General features: G+C 63.3%; 18 protein-coding genes, 1 tRNA gene and 1 pseudogene. 13 read left to right on the forward strand and 7 right to left on the reverse strand.

The features are described 5' to 3' along the window. The first annotated feature begins 133 nt into the window (after positions 1-133). Together secA and ACP15K_RS14600 are read left to right on the forward strand one after the other, a co-directional pair. Entirely contained in the window at positions 134-2,857 is a 2,724-nt protein-coding gene (gene secA, locus ACP15K_RS14595; protein WP_424990842.1) for a preprotein translocase subunit SecA, read from the forward strand. A 40-nt stretch (positions 2,858-2,897) separates the two neighbouring features. After that, positions 2,898-3,482: a hypothetical protein gene (locus ACP15K_RS14600; protein ID WP_193143351.1), complete on the forward strand. Its 585-nt coding sequence runs from the start codon at positions 2,898-2,900 to the stop codon at positions 3,480-3,482. Here ACP15K_RS14600 and ACP15K_RS14605 read toward each other — a convergent pair. Continuing rightward, positions 3,479-3,958: an RNA pyrophosphohydrolase gene (locus ACP15K_RS14605; RefSeq protein ID WP_193143352.1), complete on the reverse strand. Its 480-nt coding sequence runs from the start codon at positions 3,956-3,958 to the stop codon at positions 3,479-3,481. The two genes, ACP15K_RS14600 and ACP15K_RS14605, sit on opposite strands and share 4 nt — an antisense overlap. An 84-nt stretch (positions 3,959-4,042) precedes the next feature. Then, positions 4,043-5,074 carry a LacI family DNA-binding transcriptional regulator gene (locus ACP15K_RS14610; protein WP_193143353.1) on the reverse strand — a complete coding sequence of 344 codons (1,032 nt, stop codon included), beginning with the start codon at positions 5,072-5,074 and terminating at the stop codon, positions 4,043-4,045. Between the two features lie 137 nt (positions 5,075-5,211). Here ACP15K_RS14610 and ACP15K_RS14615 point away from each other — a divergent pair. Further along, positions 5,212-5,288, forward strand: a tRNA-Arg gene (locus tag ACP15K_RS14615). A gap of 96 nt (positions 5,289-5,384) precedes the next feature. On the opposite strand, the gene ACP15K_RS14620 is transcribed toward ACP15K_RS14615, so the two are convergent. Further along, a complete protein-coding gene (locus tag ACP15K_RS14620; RefSeq protein ID WP_424990835.1) occupies positions 5,385-7,301 on the reverse strand; it encodes a DUF3604 domain-containing protein in 1,917 nt (638 codons plus the stop codon). Positions 7,302-7,547: 246 nt separating this feature from the next. Between ACP15K_RS14620 and ACP15K_RS14625 the strand changes: the two genes are divergently transcribed. The 4 genes from ACP15K_RS14625 (at position 7,548) to ACP15K_RS14640 (ending at position 10,495) form a co-directional block, all read left to right on the forward strand. Beyond that, positions 7,548-8,441: an SMP-30/gluconolactonase/LRE family protein gene (locus ACP15K_RS14625; protein ID WP_193143355.1), complete on the forward strand. Its 894-nt coding sequence runs from the start codon at positions 7,548-7,550 to the stop codon at positions 8,439-8,441. 371 nt (positions 8,442-8,812) lie between these two features. After that, positions 8,813-9,310, forward strand: coding sequence for a YbjN domain-containing protein (locus tag ACP15K_RS14630; protein WP_193143356.1), 498 nt, complete (start codon positions 8,813-8,815; stop codon positions 9,308-9,310). 40 nt (positions 9,311-9,350) lie between these two features. Then, entirely contained in the window at positions 9,351-10,163 is an 813-nt protein-coding gene (gene proC, locus ACP15K_RS14635; RefSeq protein WP_193143357.1) for a pyrroline-5-carboxylate reductase, read from the forward strand. Next, positions 10,160-10,495, forward strand: coding sequence for a tRNA-binding protein (locus ACP15K_RS14640; RefSeq protein WP_193143358.1), 336 nt, complete (start codon positions 10,160-10,162; stop codon positions 10,493-10,495). The genes proC and ACP15K_RS14640 overlap by 4 nt, the downstream gene beginning before the upstream one ends. Here the strand turns inward: ACP15K_RS14640 and ACP15K_RS14645 are convergent. Together ACP15K_RS14645 and ACP15K_RS14650 are read right to left on the reverse strand one after the other, a co-directional pair. Continuing rightward, positions 10,489-11,076 (reverse strand): thymidine kinase, encoded by a 588-nt coding sequence (locus ACP15K_RS14645; protein ID WP_193143359.1) that lies wholly within the window; start codon positions 11,074-11,076, stop codon positions 10,489-10,491. The genes ACP15K_RS14640 and ACP15K_RS14645 overlap by 7 nt on opposite strands. A 179-nt stretch (positions 11,077-11,255) precedes the next feature. Further along, the gene (locus ACP15K_RS14650; RefSeq protein WP_193143360.1) at positions 11,256-11,618 is read right to left on the reverse strand and encodes a hypothetical protein; all 363 of its coding nucleotides are present in this window, start codon (positions 11,616-11,618) and stop codon (positions 11,256-11,258) included. A 264-nt stretch (positions 11,619-11,882) separates the two neighbouring features. On the opposite strand from ACP15K_RS14650, the gene ACP15K_RS14655 reads away from it, so the two are divergent. Together ACP15K_RS14655 and ACP15K_RS14660 are read left to right on the forward strand one after the other, a co-directional pair. Then, a complete protein-coding gene (locus ACP15K_RS14655; protein ID WP_193143361.1) occupies positions 11,883-12,293 on the forward strand; it encodes a BrnA antitoxin family protein in 411 nt (136 codons plus the stop codon). 235 nt (positions 12,294-12,528) lie between these two features. Continuing rightward, a complete protein-coding gene (locus tag ACP15K_RS14660) occupies positions 12,529-13,848 on the forward strand; it encodes an MBL fold metallo-hydrolase (RefSeq protein WP_424990836.1) in 1,320 nt (439 codons plus the stop codon). A 382-nt stretch (positions 13,849-14,230) separates the two neighbouring features. Here ACP15K_RS14660 and carB read toward each other — a convergent pair whose 3' ends face one another. Then, positions 14,231-17,551 carry a carbamoyl-phosphate synthase large subunit gene (gene carB / locus ACP15K_RS14665; RefSeq protein ID WP_424990837.1) on the reverse strand — a complete coding sequence of 1,107 codons (3,321 nt, stop codon included), beginning with the start codon at positions 17,549-17,551 and terminating at the stop codon, positions 14,231-14,233. A gap of 272 nt (positions 17,552-17,823) precedes the next feature. Between carB and ACP15K_RS14670 the strand changes: the two genes are divergently transcribed. From ACP15K_RS14670 to aspS, 3 genes are all read left to right on the forward strand, one after another. After that, complete coding sequence (locus ACP15K_RS14670; RefSeq protein ID WP_424990838.1) at positions 17,824-18,936, forward strand: aminodeoxychorismate synthase component I; 1,113 nt, start codon at positions 17,824-17,826, stop codon at positions 18,934-18,936. After that, entirely contained in the window at positions 18,903-19,544 is a 642-nt protein-coding gene (locus tag ACP15K_RS14675; protein ID WP_424990839.1) for an aminotransferase class IV family protein, read from the forward strand. The genes ACP15K_RS14670 and ACP15K_RS14675 overlap by 34 nt, the downstream gene beginning before the upstream one ends. A 124-nt stretch (positions 19,545-19,668) precedes the next feature. Beyond that, complete coding sequence (gene aspS, locus ACP15K_RS14680) at positions 19,669-21,450, forward strand: aspartate--tRNA ligase (RefSeq protein WP_424990840.1); 1,782 nt, start codon at positions 19,669-19,671, stop codon at positions 21,448-21,450. Between the two features lie 3 nt (positions 21,451-21,453). Here the strand turns inward: aspS and ACP15K_RS14685 are convergent, their stop codons facing one another. Continuing rightward, complete coding sequence (locus ACP15K_RS14685; protein ID WP_424990843.1) at positions 21,454-22,545, reverse strand: pentapeptide repeat-containing protein; 1,092 nt, start codon at positions 22,543-22,545, stop codon at positions 21,454-21,456. A gap of 474 nt (positions 22,546-23,019) precedes the next feature. Between ACP15K_RS14685 and ACP15K_RS14690 the strand changes: the two are divergent. After that, a pseudogene (locus ACP15K_RS14690) lies at positions 23,020-23,162 on the forward strand (IS5/IS1182 family transposase); the annotation flags it as partial.

A 23,162-nucleotide genomic window follows, 5' to 3' on the forward strand; every position in this document is an offset into this window, starting at 1 on the left:
GGGTATACCGCCCCTTACATCGCAGATGATCAGCAAGGCGGGTCGCCCGACCGTCGTTGTAGGATGTGGCGCCAAGGGGAGCAACCCGGGTGTCTGCCGGATCGGGACGGGCGAGGGAAGCGGAGAACTCATGGTGCTGGGCATTGGAACACTCGCGAAGAAAGTCTTTGGCACGCCCAACGACCGATTGGTGAAATCGGTGCGTCCGATCGTGACCAAGATCAACGATCTGGCGTCGGAATACGAGGCACTGGACGACGCGGGCATCAAGGCCAAGACCGTCGAGTTGCAGGAACGGGCCCGCGCCGGCGAGGATCTGGACAAACTGCTGCCAGAAGCCTTCGCCAACTGCCGGGAGGCCGCGCATCGCGCCCTTGGCCTGCGCGCCTTCGATGTGCAGCTTGTCGGCGGGATCTTCCTGCATCGCGGCAATATCGCCGAAATGAAGACCGGCGAGGGCAAAACCCTTGTCGCCACCTTCCCGGCCTATCTGAACGCGCTCAGCGGCAAAGGCGTGCATATCGTCACCGTGAACGACTATCTGGCTCGGCGCGACGCCGAGTGGATGGGCAAGGTCTATGCGGCGCTTGGCATGACCTGCGGGGTTGTCTACCCGCAGCAGCCCGAGGCCGAGAAGCAGGCCGCCTATGCCGCCGATGTCACCTATGCCACCAACAACGAGCTGGGCTTCGACTATCTGCGCGACAACATGAAGGCCGAGCTGGCGCAGATGAGCCAGCGCGAGCACAATTTCGCCATCGTCGACGAGGTGGACAGCATCCTGATCGACGAGGCGCGGACGCCGCTGATCATCTCGGGTCCGGCACAGGATCGGTCGGACCTTTACAAGGCCGTGGACGAGTTGATTCCCGAGATTACCGACGCGCATTACACGCTGGACGAAAAGTCCCGCAACGTCACCTTCTCGGAAGAGGGCAACGATTTTCTGGAACAGCGCATGTCCTCGCTGGGCCTGCTGCCGCCCGACCAGACCCTGTACGATCCGGAATCCACGACGCTGGTGCACCATGTGAACCAGGCGCTGAAGGCGCACAAGCTGTTCCACAAGGACAAGGACTATATCGTCCGCGACAGCCAGATCGTGCTGATCGACGAATTCACCGGCCGGATGATGGCCGGGCGGCGCCTGTCGGATGGTCTGCATCAGGCCATCGAGGCCAAGGAAGGCTGCGCGATTCAGCCCGAAAACGTGACGCTGGCCTCGGTCACCTTCCAGAACTATTTCCGGCTGTATGACAAGCTGGCCGGCATGACCGGTACTGCGGCCACCGAAGCCGACGAATTCATGGAAATCTACAAGCTGGGCGTGGTCGAGATTCCCACCAACCGCCCGATCAGCCGGATCGACGAAGACGATCAGGTCTATCGCACCGGCCGCGAGAAATACGAAGCCATCGTCAAGGCGATCCGCGAAGCCAACGAAAAGGGCCAGCCGGTTCTGGTGGGCACCACCTCGATCGAGAAGTCCGAAGTGCTGTCATCGCTTCTGACCGAGGCCAAGATCCCGCACAACGTGCTGAACGCGCGCCAGCACGAGAAAGAAGCCCAGATCGTGGGCGATGCCGGCAAGCTGGGGGCGGTCACCATCGCCACCAACATGGCCGGTCGTGGCACCGACATCAAACTGGGTGGCAACGTCGAGATGAAGGTGCTGGAGGCCATCGCCGCCGATCCCGACACCCACCCCGACGAGATCCGCGCCCAGATCGAATCTGCCCATGCCGCCGACGAAGACGCCGTCAAGAACGCGGGCGGTCTGTACGTTCTGGCCACCGAACGTCACGAAAGCCGCCGGATCGACAACCAGTTGCGCGGCCGGTCTGGCCGTCAGGGGGATCCCGGGCGTTCGTCCTTCTATCTCAGCCTCGAAGACGACCTGATGCGGATCTTCGGCTCGGAACGTCTGGACAAGATGCTCAGCCGTCTGGGCATGGAGGAAGGCGAGGCCATCGTGCACCCGTGGGTGAACAAGTCGCTGGAACGGGCGCAGGCGAAGGTCGAAGGGCGCAACTTCGACATCCGCAAGCAGCTTCTGAAGTTCGACGACGTGATGAACGATCAGCGGAAGGCCATCTTCGGCCAGCGCCGCGAGATCATGGAAGCCGCCGACGTCAACGATGTCACCCAGGACATGCGTCATCAGGTGGTGGATGATCTGGTCGACACCTTCATTCCGCCCAAGTCCTATGCCGACCAGTGGGACGGGCAGGGGCTGTATGCCGAGGTTCTGGACAAGCTGGGCCAGGATCTGCCGGTCATTGCCTGGACCGAGGAAGAGGGCGTGGACGCCGAAGAGATCCGCGAACGTCTGTACAAGGCCGGTGACGAATTCATGGCCAAGAAAGCCGTGGATTTCGGCCCCGAGAACATGCGCAACATCGAAAAGCAGTTGCTGCTGCAGACCATCGACGGCAAGTGGCGCGATCACCTGCTGAAGCTGGAGCATCTGCGCTCGGTCATCGGATTCCGGGGGTATGCGCAGCGCGACCCGCTGAACGAATACAAGAACGAGAGCTTCCAGTTGTTCGAGGGGCTGTTGAACGGCCTGCGCGAGGAAGTGACCCAGAAGCTGGCCCAGATCCGTCCGCTGACCGAAGAAGAACGTCAGGCGATGATGGAACAACTGGCGCAGCAGCAGGCCGCTGCACAGGGCCGCATGGCCCCGGCCCCGGCCCCGGCCGCTGCGCCCGACATGGCCGAAGCCGTGCCCGCAGGCGATGCGGCCGAAGGGTTTGACGAAAACGACCCGTCCACCTGGGGCAATCCGGGCCGCAACGAGCCTTGCCCCTGCGGGTCGGGCAAGAAGTTCAAGCATTGCCATGGGCGTCTTGCCTGATCGGCGGACACCCTCTTCAGGTCAGGCCCTTCGGGGCCTGATGCTGTTTCTGGGCCTTGTGGCCGGTCCGGCCATGGTGCGGGCTGACGACTGCGCCGGAACGCTTGCCGTGTCGGAAGCGGCGCCGGGCCAGATCACGCTCGCGCTGCAACTGCCCTGCGATCCCTATGCCGCCGTGGCCCTGTCTTATGGGCCGATCCGTTTCGTCGAAGAAACCGGCATTGATGGTCAGCTTGCCCTCACCCTGCCGCATCTTGCGGGGATCACCCGGCTGTCCGTGACCGCAGCCGACCGCGCCCTTGCCGCCGAAGTGCCCGAAAGCGCTGCCGCCGTGGCATTCATCGCACTGGATTGGGCACAGCCCGTCGAAGCCCTGGGCTTGTCCTCGGGCGTTGTCACGGCACAACCTCTGGGCTTTCCCGGCGGCCTGCCGCAAGCGCGGGTGCTGCCCGTGACCTCTGGGCCGGTGCACGTTGACCTGCCGGTGACCGAAGCGACCTGCGGCACGGAGCTTTCCTTGCGCCTGCACCGCACCAACAGCCCCGCAGCGCCGCTGTCGCTCAGCCTGCCGCCATGCGACCGCAGCGGCGAGACCCTGCGCCTGACGCTGGATCCCGCAGGCTAAAGCGCGTCACGGAAGGCGTTGAACACCTGAACATAGGTGGCGCGTTTGAACGGCACGATGTTGTCGATGATGTCGCCCGGCTGCATCCATTTCCAGTCACTGAACTCGGGATGTTCGGTGTCGATGCAGATGTCGGTATCGGCGCCCTGATACCGCATCAGGAACCACAATTGCTTCTGCCCGCGAAACCGGCCCTTCCAGATTTTGCCCACAAGCTCTTGCGGCAGATCATAGGAAATCCAGTCGTCGGTCTGGGCTTCGATGGTGACCGATGTGGGCGCGATCCCGGTTTCTTCCTGCAATTCGCGCAGGGCGGCCTCGCGCGGATCCTCGTCTTCGTCAATCCCGCCTTGCGGCAGTTGCCAGGCATTGGCGGTGTCGATGCGTTGCGCCGCGAAGACATGGCCGGCGCGATTGGCCAGCACGATGCCCACGCAGGGGCGATAGGGCAGGGCAGAGATTTCGTCGGGCGTCATGGCAGCTTCCGATGCAACTGGGATGCCGTGGGTGTCGCCCACCCTCGGCAACTGTGCAAGAGCCCAGTTGCGCGCAGGCCCCGGTCAGCCCTGCGGCGGGCGCAGCGTGTCGCCAAAAGTGATGTCGGGGGTCAGGGTGATCCGTTCGCCTTCGGGCCCGTCTCCATCCAGGGCGTGGGCCGCGATGATCTCCGCCGACTTGCGTCCGATCTCCAGCCGGCAGGCATCCATCGTGGCCAGTTGCATGGGCAGGCCCTTCAGCAGGTTGACCCCGTTGAACCCGGCCAGACCCAGCTTGCCGGGAATGTCATAGCCCTTTTCCATGCAGTAGAACAATCCGCCGGCACCGATCATGTCATTGGAATAATACAGGAAATCGATGTCAGGCGTGCGATTGAGAATGGTCTCGGTCATCTCGCGCCCTTTCACCAGCGCCGAGCCGCCGGCGTAGAATTCCTGATCCGCAATCTCCAGTCCGGCCTTGGCCAGCGCAAGGGTAAAGCCCTCGAACCGCTTCCGCGCCCGGTGATCCAGCGGCATCTTGGTGCCCAGAAAGCCGACACGCTTATAGCCCGCAGCGACAATCGCCTCGCCCATGGTGCGCCCCGCCGCCCGGTGCGAGATGCCGACCATGGCATCGACCGGTTCGCCATCGGTATCCATGATTTCGACCACCGGAATCCCTGCGGCAGACAGCATGGCCCGCGCCGCGTCGGTATGCTCCAGCCCGGCAAGGATCACGCCAGAGGGCCGCCATGACAGCATTTCGTACAGAACCGCCTCTTCGCGCTCGGGCTTGTAGTGGGTCAGCCCAACCACCGGTTGCAGCGGCGTGTCGTCCAGGATCTCCGAAATGCCCATCATGACTTCGGGAAAGACCATGTTCGACATGGACGGAATGATGACCGCCACCAGATTCACCCGCTGCGAGGCCAGCGCGCCCGCGATCTTGTTGGGCACATAGCCCAGCGTCTTGGCCGCATCGAGCACCTTCTGACGGGTCTTGTCGGACACGTCACCGCGATTGCGCAGCACCCGGCTGACAGTCATCTCGCTGACCCCGGAAGCCTCTGAAACATCCCTCAGCGTCAATGGTCGCCGTGTCTGTGCCGTCATGCCCGTGCCTTTCGCTTGCGTTGCCCGAGTCTAGCGCTAACTTCGACCGCGCCGCAATCGGCTACGATTGTTGCGCGCGCGTTTTTCGCAGGCCTGCGGGTTGCGAAGCCGCTGGCTTCCGGCGAAAAGAAGCCCGTGGCCCCGTGGCTCAACTGGATAGAGCAGCCCCCTCCTAAGGGGCAGGTTGCAGGTTCGAATCCTGCCGGGGTCACCATGCTTTGCGCGTTGCGTCTTGTGATCAACTGGACGTGTTGCGGGGTGACACCTGTTCAATTGCGCCACCATGCCAGATGCGATCCGGAAACGCCTCTCAGCCCTCGGGCGTATACCAGATCGGCGAAGTGTAGGCGCGCTCGATCACTTTCATGGTGGCATCGGCGGGGAAATCCGCCTGTGTGAAATAAGCCGCGTCATAGGCCGTCCAGCGCGGGGTCGGGATTTCCAGCACGCGGGCGTAGTAGAACGCTCTAAGGGACGGGTCGAAATCGGGATCTGTCCAGGCCGTGATCAGTTCCGATGCCCCGATCGTGTTGGTCCAGGTGGCGTGCGCCACATCCACAGTGTCCCCCACCAACGGCAGATTGCCCTCTGCGTCCGGCGCGCGGTTCCCAGACCAAGCAACATTGTAGATCTTCTCTTGCATTGCGCCCGCAGCGTCGACCCAGCCCTTGATGATCTGGATGCGGTCGAGGTTGCCTGACAGCGGATCCTTCAAGGCGCCGACCAGGAACGATGGCGCGCCAGCGCCCTGGCTGGCCGGGGGAAGATCGCCGCCCATTGGCACGCCCTTGCCATAGCCGACCGCCCCGGGATTGCGCCCAAGCGCGTCTGCCTCGACAAAGTCCCAACCGCCGAAGAACCGCACGAGCATCCGCGGGCCGGTTGTGCCGTAGACTTCCTTTCGCTTCATCGCGTCCCAGATCGAGGTTCGTGAGTTTTCGGGCGCCCAGACCGCCATCAGGCCCGATGCGCCAAGCTGCCAGTCCTTGACCGTGCGGCCATCAAAGTCGAAGGCGTTGCCGTCCGAGCGTTCCGGCCCCGGCTCGCTGGCCGGGAACTTGCCGAAAAAGTTGTTCTCTTCCGCCGAGGAAATGCCGGTGTGATCGTCGGTCGAGCCGACCATCCCGAACTTGAACGGGTTGGTGCCGAACTTCTCTTCCAGCGTCAGCCCGCGTTTCAGCGCCTCGCGGGCATACTCGAAGTCGATCATGCCGGGCTCTTTCGGCACCACGTTCAGGTTGCCCTTGTCCCAGATCTCGAAATTCGCGAACTCGTCGGTCGGCGCCAGCGACGGATGCTGTTCCGACGTGCCCTTGCTTTGCGACACCTCGTACAGCGGTTCCCACCGCGCCCGCGCCTCGACCCAACCTTCGTCGATCGGCTGTCCGTCCGGGGTTTCTGGCGCGAACATCAATCCGTTCGACAGGTTGCCGTTGTGTGGCACCGCCAACACCTTGCCGCCGGTTGTGTCCTCATACGCCGCCATCCAGTCCCAAAGCTTGTTGGGAATGTCGCTGTCGTAGGTGGTCATCGGCCGGACCATGTCGGCCTTGTTCTTGCCGTCGCGGTACACGACGTTGCGGTGCAGGTTGTTGCCGCCCCCGTAATTCGAGGTCCACTCGTAGCCGATAAGCGCAGTGAAGGTGCCCGGATCGTTATGGCCCTCCACGATCTCGGTCATCTTGTGCCACATGTCGAACTGAACGTCGTTGTCGGTGACGGCTGCCGGCAACCTTCCCTCGCCTTGCAACGTGATCATTTCCATGACCACGGCGGTGGCAGCTTCGCCCCCGGCGTTCATGCCCTCGTTCCACTGCTTCAGAGTGGGATCGGTCAGCAGGTTCGGATCTCCGGCAAGAACGTTGCTCATCACACCGAGCGAATCCGAATGATCGGCGACCATCATGAAATCATACGGACTGGACAACCGCACCTTCTGCCCGGTGTTCGAGGTGATCTCTTCGCCCTTGGCGTAGCGAAGCGCATCGTCCGGACCGATCCGGGTGCCCCCGGCCAACGCGTCCGGAGACCAACTGGTGTGCAAGTGGATCTCGCCCCAGAGCGGCCGGGAGGGGTAATTGCGCCCGGCGTAGGGCGAATAGTGCTTCTGGTTGAAGAACCGTTCGATCCGGGCGGGGTCGATCGTGCCCGCGTCCGTGGTGACCTGCGCGCCCGCGGGAAGCGCCAGAAGTGTCAGCGTGGCGGCAAGGGAAGTGCGTGTGAACATTGTCATGCTCCAAGAGTATATGGAAATAGACGTCTCCCGAAAACACTAGCACGGCACCAATAGGCAGCCATTCATTTGTTGCGGTCCGCTGTTCGCGGGTGTCATCGTCACGGGAATGACGCTACTCAATGTTTCAGAGCATGGGCGACTTCTGGTGCGCATGGCGCTTGTCATCGGCACGGTCCTGACAAGCCCGACACCGGACCGTCGCACGCCCAAGACCTGACCCGACCACCGGAGGACCCCGTGACCCAGATCCATTGCATTGCCCCCATCGGCGACATCTGCGGCGAGGCCGCGACCTTTTCGGCGGCCGAGAATTGCCTCTACTGGACCGATATCAACCGGTTCGTGGTGCGCCGGATGGATGTGGCAACGCTGGCCGTCACCTCGCATCTGTTCGACGAACCGGCGGTGGCGCTGTCGCTGACCGACCGGCCCGGACGGTTGCTGGTGGCCCTTGGGTCGCGGCTGATCTACCTCGACCCGGCCAGCGATGCGCGCACCGATCTGGGGGTCGCCTTGCCCGACGCCCCGCAGGCGCGCTTCAATGATGGCCGCAGCGATCCGCTGGGCAATTTCTGGATCGGCTCCATGGGCAACAACGTCGGTCTGAACGGCGAAGGGCTGGACGTGGCCGAGGGGCTGGGCCGTCTGTTCCGCTATCGCGCGGGCGGTCCGCTGGAAGAGGTCGAATCCGGCATCGGCATTTCCAACACCCTGTGCTGGGCCCCTGATGGCAAGACCTTCTATTTCGGCGATACCCTGAAGAACGAGATCCGCACCTATCCCTATGATCCCGCCACCGGGGACATCGGCGTGGGCCGGTCGCACTTCACGGGCTTTGATCGCGGGTTGCCCGATGGATCGGCCATCGATGCCGAAGGCTACCTTTGGAACTGCCGCTACTTCGGCGGTTGCATCGTGCGGGTGGCCCCCGATGGATCTGTCGACCGGGTGATCGACATGCCGGTGAAGAACATCACCACCTGCTGTTTCGGCGGACCGGACCTTTCGACCCTGTACGTCACCACTGCCAGCGCCGACAAGGATCCCGCCGACCGTCTGGCCGGCAGCCTTTTCGCCATCGACACGGATACGCGCGGGCTGCCCGAGAACCGCTTCAGGACCGGCGCCTAGGCACGCGATGGGTGGCGCAGTTTGCCGCACGGGGGCCAGCAATGACGCCGCGCGGGCAATTCCCTGACCGGTGAAAACTGCCGGAAGGCGACGCGCGAATGACTGCGCGCCTTTCGCGTCAAGGCCAGCCCAAATCGCCCAAACCGGTCCGGAGAGGCGGCCCCCCGCGCCGCGCTGCCGATTTCTGCGGCACGACAGAGACACCCCGCGCTGAAACCTTTCGCCGGGTCACTGTCACAAAACTTCACTTTACAGACCGGATTCCAGCTTACAGACTACATCTAGTAAGCATGAGGTCGTTAACCTCTGCTTCTTGAGCAGGCACCATGTCTCTGGGCGCCGCCCGGGGGCTCCAACTAGTGAGGCCGGGCATGTCACTTTCCGAACATCAGATCGCAGAGATCCATCCGATCGACATTGTCGAGACGCTGGCAGAACACCACGATTGGGAGTTCGACCGCGTTGGCGAGGATCAGATTGCCATGGCCGTCGAAGGCCAGTGGCGCACTTATTCGATCACCCTGGCCTGGTCGGGTTACGACGAAACCCTGCGCATGATCGTCAGCTACGAGATGGAGCCGCCGAAAGAGCGGTTGCCCGAGCTTTACGAAACCTTGAACCGTGCCAATGACAGTTGCTGGACCGGAGCGTTCTCCTACTGGGACGAGCAGGGGCTGATGGTCTATCGCTACGGGCTGGTTCTGGCCGGGGGGATGGGGGTGCATCCCGATCAGGTCAACACGCTGATTGGCACCGCCGTAGCCGCTGCCGAGCGGTTCTACCCGGCCTTCCAACTGGTTGCCTGGGGCAACACCGCCCCGGAACAGGCGCTTCAGGTTGCGATTGCAGAGGCCTACGGACGGGCCTAGGATTTTCCCCCGCGGGACAGGCCCGCATCGGGGGTAGGACATGATGAACTCAATCTCGGGCCGTGGCCTGGTGATGCTGGGCTGCGGCAAGATGGGATCGGCGCTGTTGCAGGGCTGGCTCGACAACGGGCTGGATCCGGCCGAGGTCTGGGTACGCGATCCGCATCCCGCACCTGTGTTGGGCGACATGGGGGTGACCCATGTGAACGATGCGCTGCCGGCCAATCCGGCGGTGGTGATCGTGGCGGTCAAGCCGCAGTTGATGAATGACGCCCTGCCGGACCTGGCCGGTCTGGGCAACGGCGACACCATGTTCCTGTCGGTGGCCGCCGGGGTGCCCATTTCATCCTATGAACAGGCGCTTGGCCCCACAACGCCGATCGTGCGGGCGATGCCGAACACCCCGGCGGCGATCGGTCAGGGTATAACCGCGATCATTGGAAATGGCGTGGTGACCCCGGCACAACTGGATCTTGCGGAAACGCTGCTCAGCGCCGTGGGGCAGGTGGTGCGGCTGGAGGCCGAGGCGCAACTGGATGCCGTCACCGGCGTGTCGGGCAGCGGCCCGGCCTATGTCTTTCACATGATCGAGGCGCTGGCAGCAGCGGGCGAGGCCGAGGGGCTGCCGCGCGATCTGTCCGTGCAACTGGCCACCGCCACCGTGGCCGGGGCCGGGGCGCTGGCCATGGCCTCGGACGACAGCGCGGCCACCCTGCGTGAGAACGTCACCAGTCCGAATGGCACCACGGCGGCGGGTCTGGCGGTACTGATGTCCGAAACCGACGGACTGCCGCCGCTGATCCGCGCCACGGTGGCGGCGGCGGCCAACCGCTCGCGGGAGTTGGGCAAGTGACGGCCAGTTTCGACGATTTTCTGAAGATCGACATCCGCGCGGGTCGGGTGGTCAAGGCCGAGGCCTTCCCCGAGGCCCGCAAGCCCGCCTACAAGCTGTGGGTCGATTATGGACCCGAGATCGGGGTCAAGAAAAGCTCGGCCCAGATCACGAAAAACTATGCGCTGGAAGAGCTTGAGGGCCGCATGGTCATGGGCGTGGTGAACTTCGCACCGCGCCAGATCGGTCCGTTCATGTCCGAGGCGCTGGTCGTGGGGGTGCCGGATGCCAGCGGCGAGGTGGTGCTGCTGGCCCCGGATACCGACGTGCCGCCGGGCGCCCGGCTTTACTGAGCCGCGCCCTCCATCGCCTTGCGCCAATGGCGACGGCACAGCGAGACATAGGTTTCATTGCCGCCGATCTGCACCTGCGCGCCGTCGCGCAGCGGACGGCCATCGGGGCCGTGGCGCACCACCATCGTGGCCTTCTTGCCGCAATGGCAGATGGTGCGCACCTCGCGCATTTCATCGGCCAGCGCCAGCAGTGCGGCCGAGCCGGGAAACAGCTTGCCGCGGAAATCCACCCGCAGGCCGTAGCACATGATCGGCACGTTCAGATCGTCCACGGCCCGTGCCAGTTGCCAGACTTGCGCTTCGGTCAGGAACTGTGCCTCGTCGACAAAGACACAGGCACAGGGGCCTTCGGACAGGCGGGCCGCGATCATGTCGAACAGGTCGGTGTCTTCGGCAAAGGTCTGGGCCGGTTCGGAAATTCCGATGCGCGAGGCGATCTGCCCCATGCCTGCGCGCCGGTCCAGCCGGGCGGTCAGGCGAAAGGTGTCCATCCCGCGCTCGCGATAGTTGTAGTCCGCTTGCAGCAGCGCCGTGGATTTCCCGGCGTTCATGGTCGAGTAGTGGAAGTAGAGCTTGGCCATGGGGGATTGGTATGCGCGGTGTCGGGCAGAGGCAAGGGCCCGGCCTTGTGGCACGGGCCCCCGAAACCTGAACACTCGATAACAACCGCCGGCCGGTGTCCTTGGAATAGGCCGGGGAGGTTGTCGGAACCTTAACGGTCCGGCATCAGGTCCGTGGCATTTGACTCAAATCATCCGGGCTAGCCGGCGGTGGCGACCCGGAATCGCAGCGTCTCGCCCTTGCCGCTATCGCGCTGGATGGTCACCAGGTTGCCGTCGATCCGCCACAGCTGGCAATCTTCGGCACTGGGGGCGGGGGCGGTGATGGTGCGGCACCATTGGCCGTCGCGGAACTCCCAAACCCCTGAAATCTCGGTGCCTTTGGTGGATCCCGACAGGGTGCCGTTGCGATGGATCGTCACCGTGGTGTCGGCGTTGGCGACGGTCTTGCCCGCCACGGTGGCCCGGAAGGCATCCGCCGTGGTGATCGGCCCGTGGCTCACCGGCAGCGCGGTGGTGACACAGGCCCCGAGAGCCAGAAGCGGCAGCAGAACGCGGCGCATCAGATCAACGGAACCAGCGGCACGCCGCCACAGGCGGAGAGCGTGGTGCAAAGGGAAAGAAGCAGGATCAGGCGCATGGTGTCCCTTTCAAAGGTCGCAAGTTGGGAGGAGCCTAGCCGGGTGGCGCGGCGCGCGCAACGCGGCGATTTTCGCGGGCTGGAAAACGTCTGGAAAAGGTATGGCCGGTGTATGGCTGCGCGCGGTGGTGTCGGAGGCCGTTAACTCCTGGGTGAGATCCTGTGCGAAACCGAAGGAGACCCCAAGATGAGCGAGCCCCGCCAGACCCGGAAGAAACGCATGCACCTGGCGCTGTACGCGGACGCGCTGAAGCAGCTGGAATTCGACAGCCTGGACGTGGTGCGCCTGAAAGAGCGGGTGCCGTATCAGTGGCACGCCATCCACGACGACCCGGATGTGTTCAGCCAGAAGCTGGTGAAGACCACCTTCCGGGTGAGTTCGGACGTGCTGAAATACTTCAAGGTGATGGGGCCGGGGCATGGCGCGCGGATGAACCGGGTGCTGACCGCCTATGTGCACGGACGGCTGGCCCAGATCGTCGAAGGGCCCGACATCACCGATTTCGTCCTGCGCCCGGAACAGGTCGCCCGCGAGATCGGCCGGAACCGCCCCGAATGGGGCGAGAGCGTGTTCTGGGATCGGGTGGAGGAGGAGTGAGGTGGTTCAGGTGTTGCGACCCTTGCGCCCTCAGGCTTTGGACCTGTCAACGGCGGGTGGCCTTGACGAGTCTTCGACCCAGACCATGCTCTGTTGCCAAAAGCTTGGTTGGCTGGTAGGCGGGACAAAGTGTGCATTTACCACGGGCTCTTAAATGACTTTTTTTGTGAATTGTAATTAGTCCGCCGTCGTCGGTTAATGCTGGCCGAACCATCATTTACTGGTGCAACAAAAGATGAAAACTGATCTACCTAAATCAGCTGACCTGGTGATGGCCCTACCCATTCAAGGCGAGTCTTTTCTCCTTCGTCGATCGGGGAAAAACGTGCTCATTGACGGTGGTTATAAGAAAGACAAAATTGCCGATGTCCTAAACGGCCAATTTTCGGACGTATCGTATTTAAGCGTCGTTGTTTGCACGCACGGCGACAATGACCATGTTGGTGGTGTTGCTGATCTTCTCGAAAAATGGGGCGAACGCGTCGGACAATTATGGCTTCCAGGGAGGTGGGTCGATGTCGTCCCGGATCTCGTTTGCGATCCAGCCAAGTTCTTTAAGCAGTTGATCAGTGAGCTGGACGCCGAATTGAGGCAAAGCTCTGATGCTATATTGTCAATTATTCAAAATACTACGGTCGAAGCGCTCCGTGGGGATGTTCAGAAAGACAGAGGCAATTCGCCTTACGCTGATAATATCCAACCTGTCGACGAATGGGTCAACGATCCTGATCTGCCCTTCGATACCACTGATGTAGGATACGAGCCTGAATGGTTTGCAGAGATACGCCGATCAAGAGTGGATTCGGTGAATACCGAGGGAGCGTCTTCGGCGTACAAGTCGGCACGCCGCAAGGTAAGGTACCGATTAAAGAAAATAACTTCAGAATATCAGGCCCGGATTGCCTGCTACTGGTTGGGTTTGATCGAGACTGCCGAAGCAATCCGGAAAGTTGCCAATGCGGCGATTGAACAGAAAATTCCGACACGCTGGTTTGATTTTGAGGGGTTTCAGAAAACACGCCAAGCGAATGGCGGCGCTCGTGGTTTCCTCGTGCCTGTAAACTCTGTTGAACAAGCAAGTTCTCCCAAAAATATTGCCATCTATTTGAGGCTGACTGAAATAAATAGAGAGAGCCTAGTATTTCTTGCGCCACCAGCAAGGGAACGACTAGGAGTACTTTTTTGTGCGGACTCGCCGCTAGGGGATGGCTCCGATTTTGGCGTCTCTTTTTTGAGCTCCTTAAGGATGCCGCGCACTTGGTTTCCAATTGTTGCGACCGCGCCCCATCATGGCTCTGAGTCCAACAATTCTGCCTATAGTCATTTGCATGATTGGGCCAACATCGCCACGCTCCTCCGCGCCGGAGGTAGCAAAAAACAACCGGGCGCGACATTTCTTAGTCAGCATACCTGTCTTCGACTATGTACTAAGTGTCCAAAAGCGGACCATCCTCCTTTACTGTCAGGTGTTTTCCTCTCCCGGCCTTACCATAATAGGTGCCACCCCGGAATTTCATCACATTTAATTGCCTTTGGAAGACGTTGTGTCTGTTAAATTGAAGCAGTTCGTGTGACATGAAAGCCCTCATTCATTCCGGTCGCAGCACCAAGCACTTTGGGCTCAAGACAGTCATCTGAGTGTTTCTGCCGGATGATGGCCTGACCGCGATGAGCGGTTGTTGCGGTGGCCCATTCCATTCTTTGCGACATCGCGATTCGTGATGGCAGGAAGAGAGACCATGTGCGGTATTCTTGAACGCGCACGGCCCAGAACGGACTTGCCGAGGGCCTCAGATGCATGGACTTTATTCTGCCCACGGGACCGGGCAGATATGAGGTTGCGATAGCATGCGGGGGATCACCCACAAAAAAAGCCGCCCCGAAGGGCGGCTCTATTTTGTCCCATGGTCAGGACGGTTGCGGGCGGGCGCTGCCCCTCACGCTTCCTGCAGCGACCTTACCTCGAAGCCTTTTTCCCCGCGCGCCTTCATCGCCAGCGCGGCGGCGTGGCTGGCGGCCAGTGTGGTGAAATAGGGGATGCGGTCCATCAGGGCGACGTTGCGCATCGAGCGGCTGTCTTCCACCGCCTGTGCGCCCTCGGTGGTGTTCATCACCAGCGCGATCTTGCCGTCCTTCATCACGTCGACGATGTTCGGGCGCCCTTCGTAGACCTTGTTGACGATCTGGCTGTCGATGCCGGCCTCGGCCAGGAAGGCCGTGGTGCCGCGCGTGGCAAGGATGTCGAAGCCGCTGTCCACCAGCGCCTGTGCCGCCTCGATCAGCTGCGGGGTCTTGTCGGACTCCTTGATCGACAGGAACACCGTGCCACCTTCCGGCAGGATCGTTCCCGCGCCCAGCTGGGCCTTCAGGAAGGCGGTGTGGAAGTCGGGATCGGCGCCCATGACTTCGCCCGTCGAGCGCATTTCCGGCCCCAGCAGCGTGTCGACGCCCTGGAAGCGGGCGAAGGGCAGCACCGCCTCTTTCACCGCGAACCGGTCCGAGGGCATTTCCTTGAGATCGAAAGCCGACATCTTCTCGCCGGCCATCAGCCGTGCTGCGATCGAGGCGATGGGGCTGTCCACCGCCTTGGCCACGAAGGGCACGGTGCGCGAGGCGCGGGGGTTGACCTCGATCAGGTAGATGGTGCCGTCCTTGACCGCGAATTGCACGTTCATCAGGCCGACGACCTTCAGCGCCAGCGCCAGCGCCTCAGTCTGGCGGCGCAACTCGGTCAGGATCTCGGGGCTCAGCGAATAGGGCGGCAGCGAGCAGGCGCTGTCGCCCGAATGCACGCCGGCCTCTTCGATGTGCTGCATGATGCCGGCCACATGCACGGTTTCGCCGTCGCAGAGCGCATCCACGTCGATCTCGACCGCGCCGGAGAGGTAGCTGTCCAGAAGCACCGGGCTGTCGCCCGACACCACCACGGCCTCGGCGATGTAGCGTTCGAGCTGCGCCATGTCGCGCACGATTTCCATCGCCCGGCCGCCCAGCACATAGGACGGGCGGATCACCAGCGGAAAGCCGATGTCCCCGGCGATGGCCAGCGCCTGCGCGTCGGTGGAGGCGATGCCGTTCTTGGGCTGGGCGAGGCCCAGCTTGGTGACCAGCGCCTGGAAGCGTTCGCGGTCCTCGGCCAGGTCAATGGCGTCCGGCGTGGTGCCAAGGATCGGGATGCCCGCCTCTTCCAGCGCATTGGCCAGTTTCAGCGGGGTCTGGCCGCCGAACTGCACGATGACCCCGTGCAGGGTGCCCTTCATCTGCTCGATCCGCAGGATTTCCATCACGTGTTCGAAGGTCAGCGGTTCGAAATACAGCCGGTCCGAGGTGTCATAGTCGGTGGAGACGGTTTCGGGGTTGCAGTTGACCATGATGGTTTCATAGCCGGCCTCGGTCAGCGCGAAACAGGCGTGGCAACAGCAATAGTCGAACTCGATCCCCTGCCCGATCCGGTTCGGACCGCCACCCAGGATGACCACCTTCCTGGCGTCGGTGGGGCGGGATTCGCATTCCACCTCGCCCATGACCGGGGTTTCGTAGGTGGAGTACATATAGGGGGTCTGGGCCTCGAACTCGGCGGCGCAGGTGTCGATGCGTTTGAACACCGCGTGCACGCCAAGATGCTGGCGGGCGCGGCGGACGTTGTCCTCGTCGCGGCCGGTGAGTTTGCCGAGGCGGGCGTCGGAAAAGCCCAGCATCTTGACCTGGCGCAGGCCCTCTTCGGTGACCGGCAGGCCGTCGCGGCGCAGGGTGGCCTCGGCGCCGATGATCTCGCGGATGCGGGCCAGGAACCACGGGTCGAAGGCGGTGATCTGCTGGATCTCGTCGTCCGAGAAGCCAAAGCGCATGGCCTGGGCGATGACCCGGATGCGGTCCGGGGTCTGTTCGGCCAGGGCGCGGGTGACGGCCTTGTCGATGGCCATCTGGGCGTCGGCGTCCCCCCCCACGAGGATCTGCGCAATCACCGGATCATCCTTGCTGTCGGCAGTGGTGATGCGGTCGGCGGGGGGCACGCCCTCGATATGGATCTCGTCAAAGCCGGTCAGCCCGGTTTCCATCGAAGCCAGCGCCTTTTGCATCGATTCGTGGAAGGTGCGGCCGATGGCCATGGCCTCGCCCACCGATTTCATGGCGGTGGTCAGATTCGGCTTCGAGCCGGGGAACTTCTCGAAGGCAAAGCGCGGGATCTTGGTGACCACATAGTCGATGGTCGGCTCGAAGCTGGCGGGCGTCACCTTGGTGATGTCGTTGTCCAACTCGTCCAGCGTGTAGCCCACGGCGAGCTTGGCGGCGATCTTGGCGATGGGGAAACCGGTGGCCTTGGAGGCCAGGGCCGAAGACCGCGACACGCGCGGGTTCATTTCGATCACCACCATGCGCCCGTCTTCGGGGTTGATCGCCCATTGCACGTTCGAGCCGCCGGTTTCGACGCCGATCTCGCGCAGCACGGCGATGGAGCCGTTGCGCATGATCTGGTATTCCTTGTCGGTCAGGGTCAGCGCCGGGGCGACGGTGATGCTGTCGCCGGTGTGCACGCCCATGGGATCGACGTTTTCGATGGCACAGACGATGATGGCGTTGTCGGCGCGGTCGCGCACCACCTCCATCTCGAATTCCTTCCAGCCCAGAAGCGACTCGTCGATCAGGATCTGGGTGACGGGCGAGGCATCGAGCCCGGTCCGGCAGTAGTATTCATAGTCTTCGCGGTTGTAGGCCACGCCGCCGCCGGTGCCGCCCAACGTGAAGGCGGGGCGGATGATCGCGGGCAGGCCGATGTCCTCCAGCGCCGCCATGCATTCTTCCATGGTGTTGGCGATGGTGGCGCGCGGGTTTTCAAGGCCGATGCGGTCCATCGCCTCGCGGAACAGCTTGCGGTCCTCGGCCATCTCGATGGCGGCGCGGTTGGCGCCGATCAGTTCCACGTTGTACTTGTGCAGCACGCCCATGTCGGCCAACGCCAGCGAGGTGTTCAGCCCGGTCTGGCCGCCCATTGTGGGCAGCAGCGCGTCGGGGCGTTCCTTCTCGATGATCTTGGCGACGGTTTCGGGGGTGATCGGCTCGATGTAGGTGGCATCGGCCAGCCCCGGATCGGTCATGATCGTCGCCGGGTTGGAGTTGACCAGGATGACCCGGTAGCCTTCCTCGCGCAGGGCCTTGCAGGCCTGGGCGCCGGAATAGTCGAACTCGCAGGCCTGTCCGATGACGATGGGACCCGCTCCGATGATCATGATCGACTGGATATCGGTTCTCTTCGGCATGTCGGTGTCCCTTTATGTCCCACGAGTCGGGCGCCCCGCTGCGCCCAAATCCTCGCGGGTTATAGACAAGGCCAGACCCGGCGCAAGGGCACGCGTGCGGTTTTTCCCGTGCGGCGGGGGTGCGGCTGCGCGCGGGCCGCACGGGGCGGGGGACGCAGACGCCGCCGGAGCGACGGCGGCAGGGCCGGATCAGGCAGATGGATGTCGCTTGACCGTTGTCGGGCGGGGCCACCAGGCGCTATAGCCCAAGGCGTGCGGGGCAGGGGAACCGGGTGCGAGACATCATTTTCGATCACGGGCCGGAGGGCGGTGCGGCAGGGTTTGCCGATCCGATCCGGCTGATCTTGGCAACGACGGCCGAAGCCGTGCCAGCGGCCCTTGCGGCGCTGGATGCAGCGCGGGCGGCGGGGTTCTGGCTGGCGGGTTATGCCAGCTATGAGCTGGGCTATGCGCTTGAGGCGCGGCTGGCGCCCCGGATGCCGGGGCATCGCCGCCTGCCGTTGCTGTGTTTCGGGGTTTTCGACGGGCCGCAGGCCGCCCCGGTGCTGACACCGGGCGGGCGGCTGGGCCGGTTTGTCCCGACGTGGGACGCGGCGCGCTATGCGGTGGCCTTTGACAGGTTGCACGGGCTGATCGGGGCCGGTGACCTGTATCAGGCCAATCTGACCTTCCCGATGCAGGCCGAGATAGAGGGCGACAGCGGCGCGCTTTATGCCGCGCTGGCCGCTGCGCAGCCGGTGGGCCATGGTGTGCTGGTGCGGCAGGAGGGCCTGCCCGACTTGCTCAGCCGTTCGCCCGAGTTGTTCTTTCGCACCGATGCCGAAGGGCGGATCGAGACAAGACCGATGAAGGGCACCCAGCCGCGCCACGCGGATCCGGGGGCCGATGCGGCGGCGCGGGCCTTCCTGATGGCCGACGAGAAAAACCTGGCCGAGAACCTGATGATCGTGGACCTTTTGCGCAATGACATCAGCCGGGTGTCGCGGCCCGGTTCAGTGCATGTGCCCGAGCTGTTCGCGGTGGAAACCTATGCCACGGTGCACCAGATGGTGTCGCGAGTGGCTGCTGAGCTGTTGCCGGGCTGCGGTCTGGGCGCAATCCTGCGGGCGCTGTTTCCCTGCGGGTCGGTGACCGGCGCCCCGAAGCTGCGCGCGATGGAGGTTCTGGCCGATCTGGAACCCGAACCGCGCGAGATCTATTGCGGTACCATCGGCTGGGCCGCACCGGACGGGCGGTCCGAGTTCAACGTCGCCATCCGCACCCTGATGGTGGAAAACGGGCAGGCCACCCTGAACGTCGGCGGCGGCGTGGTCTGGGACAGCACCGCCGCGTCGGAATACGAGGAAGCCCTGTGGAAAGCCCGTTTCGCCCGGATCTCGACGTGAACCTGATCGAAACCTTCCGCTGGGAGCCCGACGAAGGTGTGCGGCGGCAGGCGGCGCATCTGGACCGTCTGGCGGGGTCGGCCGCGGTGCTGGGGTTTGCCTTTGATCGCGCCGCCGCAAGTGCGCGGCTGGCCGGGATCGCCGGGGACGGGCCGCTGCGCTGTCGCCTGTCTTTGGCGCAGGACGGGGCATTGGACCTGACCACGGTGCCGCTGCCGCCAACCCCGCCGGAATGGCGGGTGGCGCTGTCGGACGTGCGCCTGCCCTCGGGCGATCCGTTGCTGCGCCACAAGACCACCCGCCGTGATCTGTACGATGCAGCGCGCGCGGCGATGCCGGCAGGTATGGATGAGGTGATCCTGTGCAACGAGCGGGGCGAGATGTGCGAAGGCGCCATCACCAACCTGTTCGTGACGCTGGACGGCGTGCGCCTGACCCCGCCGCTGGCCTGCGGGCTGCTTCCAGGGGTGTTGCGGGCCGAAATGCTGGCGCAGGGGACGGCGCGCGAGGCGGTGCTGACGCCAAAGGATCTGACGCACGCCACCCGGATCGAGATGGGCAATTCCCTGCGCGGATTGATCCCGGCGCGGCTGCTGCGCCCCGGATAGACCCGCCGACCTTCGGTTTTCCGCCCCGTTTGCCCCCGCGACGGGCGGAACCGCCCTGCCTGCCCTTGACTTCGCGCCCTGCGCGCGGTGTATCGGCGCGGACCATTCAGCCCGAGGAACCGCCATGCACGCCTATCGCAGCCAGACCTGCGCCGACCTGAACAAGAGCCACGTGGGCCAGACCGTCCGCCTGTCGGGTTGGGTTCACCGTGTGCGTGACCACGGCGGCGTGCTGTTCATCGACCTGCGCGACCATTACGGCGTGACCCAGATCCTGTGCGACGGCGACAGCCCGGCCTTTGCCGAGCTTGAAAAGGTCCGCAGCGAATGGTGCATTCGCATCGACGGCACCGTGAAGGCCCGTGACGAGAGCCTGATCAACCCCAAGCTGCCCACCGGCGAGATCGAAGTCTACGTCCGCGAACTGGAAGTGCTGGGTGCCGCCGACGAGCTGCCGCTGATGGTCTTTGGCGATCAGGAGTACCCGGAAGAAACCCGGCTGAAGTACCGCTACCTCGACCTGCGCCGCGAGAAGCTGCAGGACAACATGCTGCTGCGCTCCAACGTGGTCGCCTCGATGCGCAAGCGGATGTGGGACAAGGGCTTCAACGAATTCCAGACCCCGATCATCACGGCATCCAGCCCCGAGGGCGCGCGCGATTTCCTGGTGCCCAGCCGCCTTCATCCGGGCCGCTTCTATGCATTGCCGCAGGCGCCGCAGCTGTTCAAGCAGCTGATCATGGTGTCGGGCTTCGACAAGTATTTCCAGATCGCGCCGTGTTTCCGCGATGAAGACCCGCGCGCCGACCGCTCGCCCACCGATTTCTACCAGCTAGACATGGAGATGTCCTTTGTCACCCAGCAGGATGTGTTCGACACCATCTCGCCGGTGATCGCGGGGGTGTTCGAGGAATTCGGCGGCGGCCGCAAGGTCGATGCCCCGCAGGACTGGCCGCAGATCAGCTATCGCGATGCCGCGCTGTGGTACGGCACCGACAAGCCCGACCTGCGCAACCCGATCAAGATGCAGGTCGTCAGCGAGCATTTCCGCGGCTCGGGCTTTGCCATCTTCGCCAAGCTGCTGGAGCAGGAGGGCACCGAGATCCGCGCCATCCCCGCCCCCAAGGGCGGCAGCCGCAAGTTCTGCGACCGGATGAACAAGTTCGCCCAGGAACAGGGCCTGCCCGGCATGGGCTATATCTTCTGGCGCGATCAGGGCAACGGCATGGAAGCCGCCGGCCCCCTGGCCAAGAACATCGGCCCCGAGCGCACCGAGGCGATCCGCCAGCAGCTGGGGCTGGACGTGGGTGATGCGGCCTTCTTCCTGGGCGGCAAGCCCAAGGCGTTCGAGGCCGTCGCGGGCCGCGCCCGCACCACCATCGGCGACGAGCTGGGCCTGACCGACCAGAACCGCTTCGCCTTTGCCTGGATCGTCGATTTCCCGATCTACGAGAAGGACGAGGACACCGGCGAGGTCGATTTCGAACACAACCCCTTCTCCATGCCGCAGGGCGGGATGGACGCGCTGAACGGCGATCCGCTGGACGTTCTGGGCTATCAGTACGATCTGGCCTGCAACGGCTATGAACTGGTGTCCGGCGCGATCCGGAACCACAAGCCCGAGATCATGTTCCGCGCCTTCGAGATTGCCGGCTATGGCAAGGACGAGGTCGAGAAACGCTTCGGCGGTTTGGCCACCGCGTTCAAATACGGCGCGCCCCCCCACGGCGGCTGCGCGGCGGGCATCGACCGCATCGTGATGCTGCTGGCCGATCAGCAGAACATCCGCGAGGTCATCATGTTCCCGATGAACCAGCGCGCCGAAGACCTGATGATGGACGCCCCCAGCCTGCCCACGAACGAGCAGCTGCGCGACCTGCACCTGCAGGTGATCGAGGAAGACTGACGCCTACTCGGACGCGGCAGGGACGGCGTCCGGGTCCACCGGTTCGACCGGTTGATTTTCGGGGAGGGCGAGCCAATCTTCGACGGGCATCCCTGCCTGCTGCCACGGCGGCGGGCGGTCCACGGGCCACGGCGTGCCGGTTTTCATCGGCACGGTGCCGGGGGCGCAGAAAAAGCCATTGGCCGGGTCGCGGATGCGTTTCTTCGAAAGGCCTCGATTGGCGTAGATTGCGGCTCGGGACTCGGATCCCGGCGGATCTGTCAGCCAACAGGACGGCACGAACAGTTCTGCGTCCCCTTCTGGCGTTTCGGGCAGCAAGGTGGCCGCATTGCCGATCATCGACATCAGGCGGGATTGATCCAAGAACTTGCCGCCGCGAAAATCTGCAAACTGGGCTACGCTGCCATTGTTTCTTGTGCCGACCCAAATTGCGCGCTTGAAACTCGTCCCTCCCGTCCACGCTAGGCTGAGGTCCGCAGCCTCTAAATTCGCATCGTCCAAAGGTGCTTCCACAAGCCCTACTTCTCTAAGATTTACCTCCTGCATTTCTGCGGCGACAAAATTTGCTATGGCCATCTGGGCCCTGCGGAAGTCAGCGCCTTCCAACCTTCCAGCACTAAATACCGCCCACAGCAACTGCGCCCCGCTGAAATTTGCCCGCTCCATATGTGCACCTGTAAGGACGACCTGATTCATCCGCGCGCGCATGAGTTGCGCCCCTTCAAGTCGAGACCCATCCAACCTAGCCATGCGGAAATCCAGATGCGCCAGTTGTGCCGCCTGAAGGTTGGCCCCGCGCAGGTCGAGGCGATAGCCGTCCTCTTGGCCCGGACGCACATCGGCCCGTTCCACCTGAAACTGCACCTCGTCGCGGGAGCCAAGCACTTCCAGCGCTGTCTGAATATCCGTGCGAAGTTTTGGCAGAGTTGAAATCCAGTTCTTCAGTGCTTCTGCGCGTTCTGAACGCCATTTTGCACGTTCACGTAGATCGGATTGTTTCGGTGCCGACGGAAACTCCGGCCACGGTCCCAGCCCCGACTCGGACGGAGCACGGGCATTCGAATTCTCGCGCACGTAGGCACAGAGGATCTTCATGATGCGGATATGGTCGGCCGCGCCCTGTTCGGTGCCCAGATGCGCTTGGATGCGGGCGATACGCTCCAACTGGTAGATCGCGCCGATGCGCACTTCGAGGTTCGGCGCGGATTCATCGTTTCCGTCCCGCTTGACTGTCTTTTCGGCCCCCAGCCCCTCCACCGCTTTGTTGATCAGGTCGGTGGTCAGGTTCTCCTCGGCCGTCCTGGTCTGTCGACGGCTGTGCCCGATCCGAATGATCGTGAAGGGCAGGGCAACCACTGCGCTGATCGCGGCGGTCAAGGCCGTGAGGGTCAAAAGCGTCCAACGATGATCGGCACGGGCCACCTTCGCGGTGTCCGAGGTACCGCGGGACAGGTTGACCCCCGCAAGGGAATCCAGAACCAATTTTGAAATGTCCCAGAAAATGCCTAGGTCATGTTGACAAAAAGGATTCACACTGGCCCTCAGGCGTGATTCAAGCTGGTATCTGTTATGGAGACCAGCTTGGCACGAGAGTTGATGACCGATGAGGAATGGAGGTTCTTTGAACACTTCATCCTGGCTGCCCGCGCACCGAATGGGCGCAAGCCCACCAACCACCGCCTTGTTTTGGATGGAATTTTCTGGATCGCCCG

Source organism: Fluviibacterium sp. S390, from assembly GCF_049800695.1.
Lineage (GTDB): Bacteria > Pseudomonadota > Alphaproteobacteria > Rhodobacterales > Rhodobacteraceae > Meridianimarinicoccus.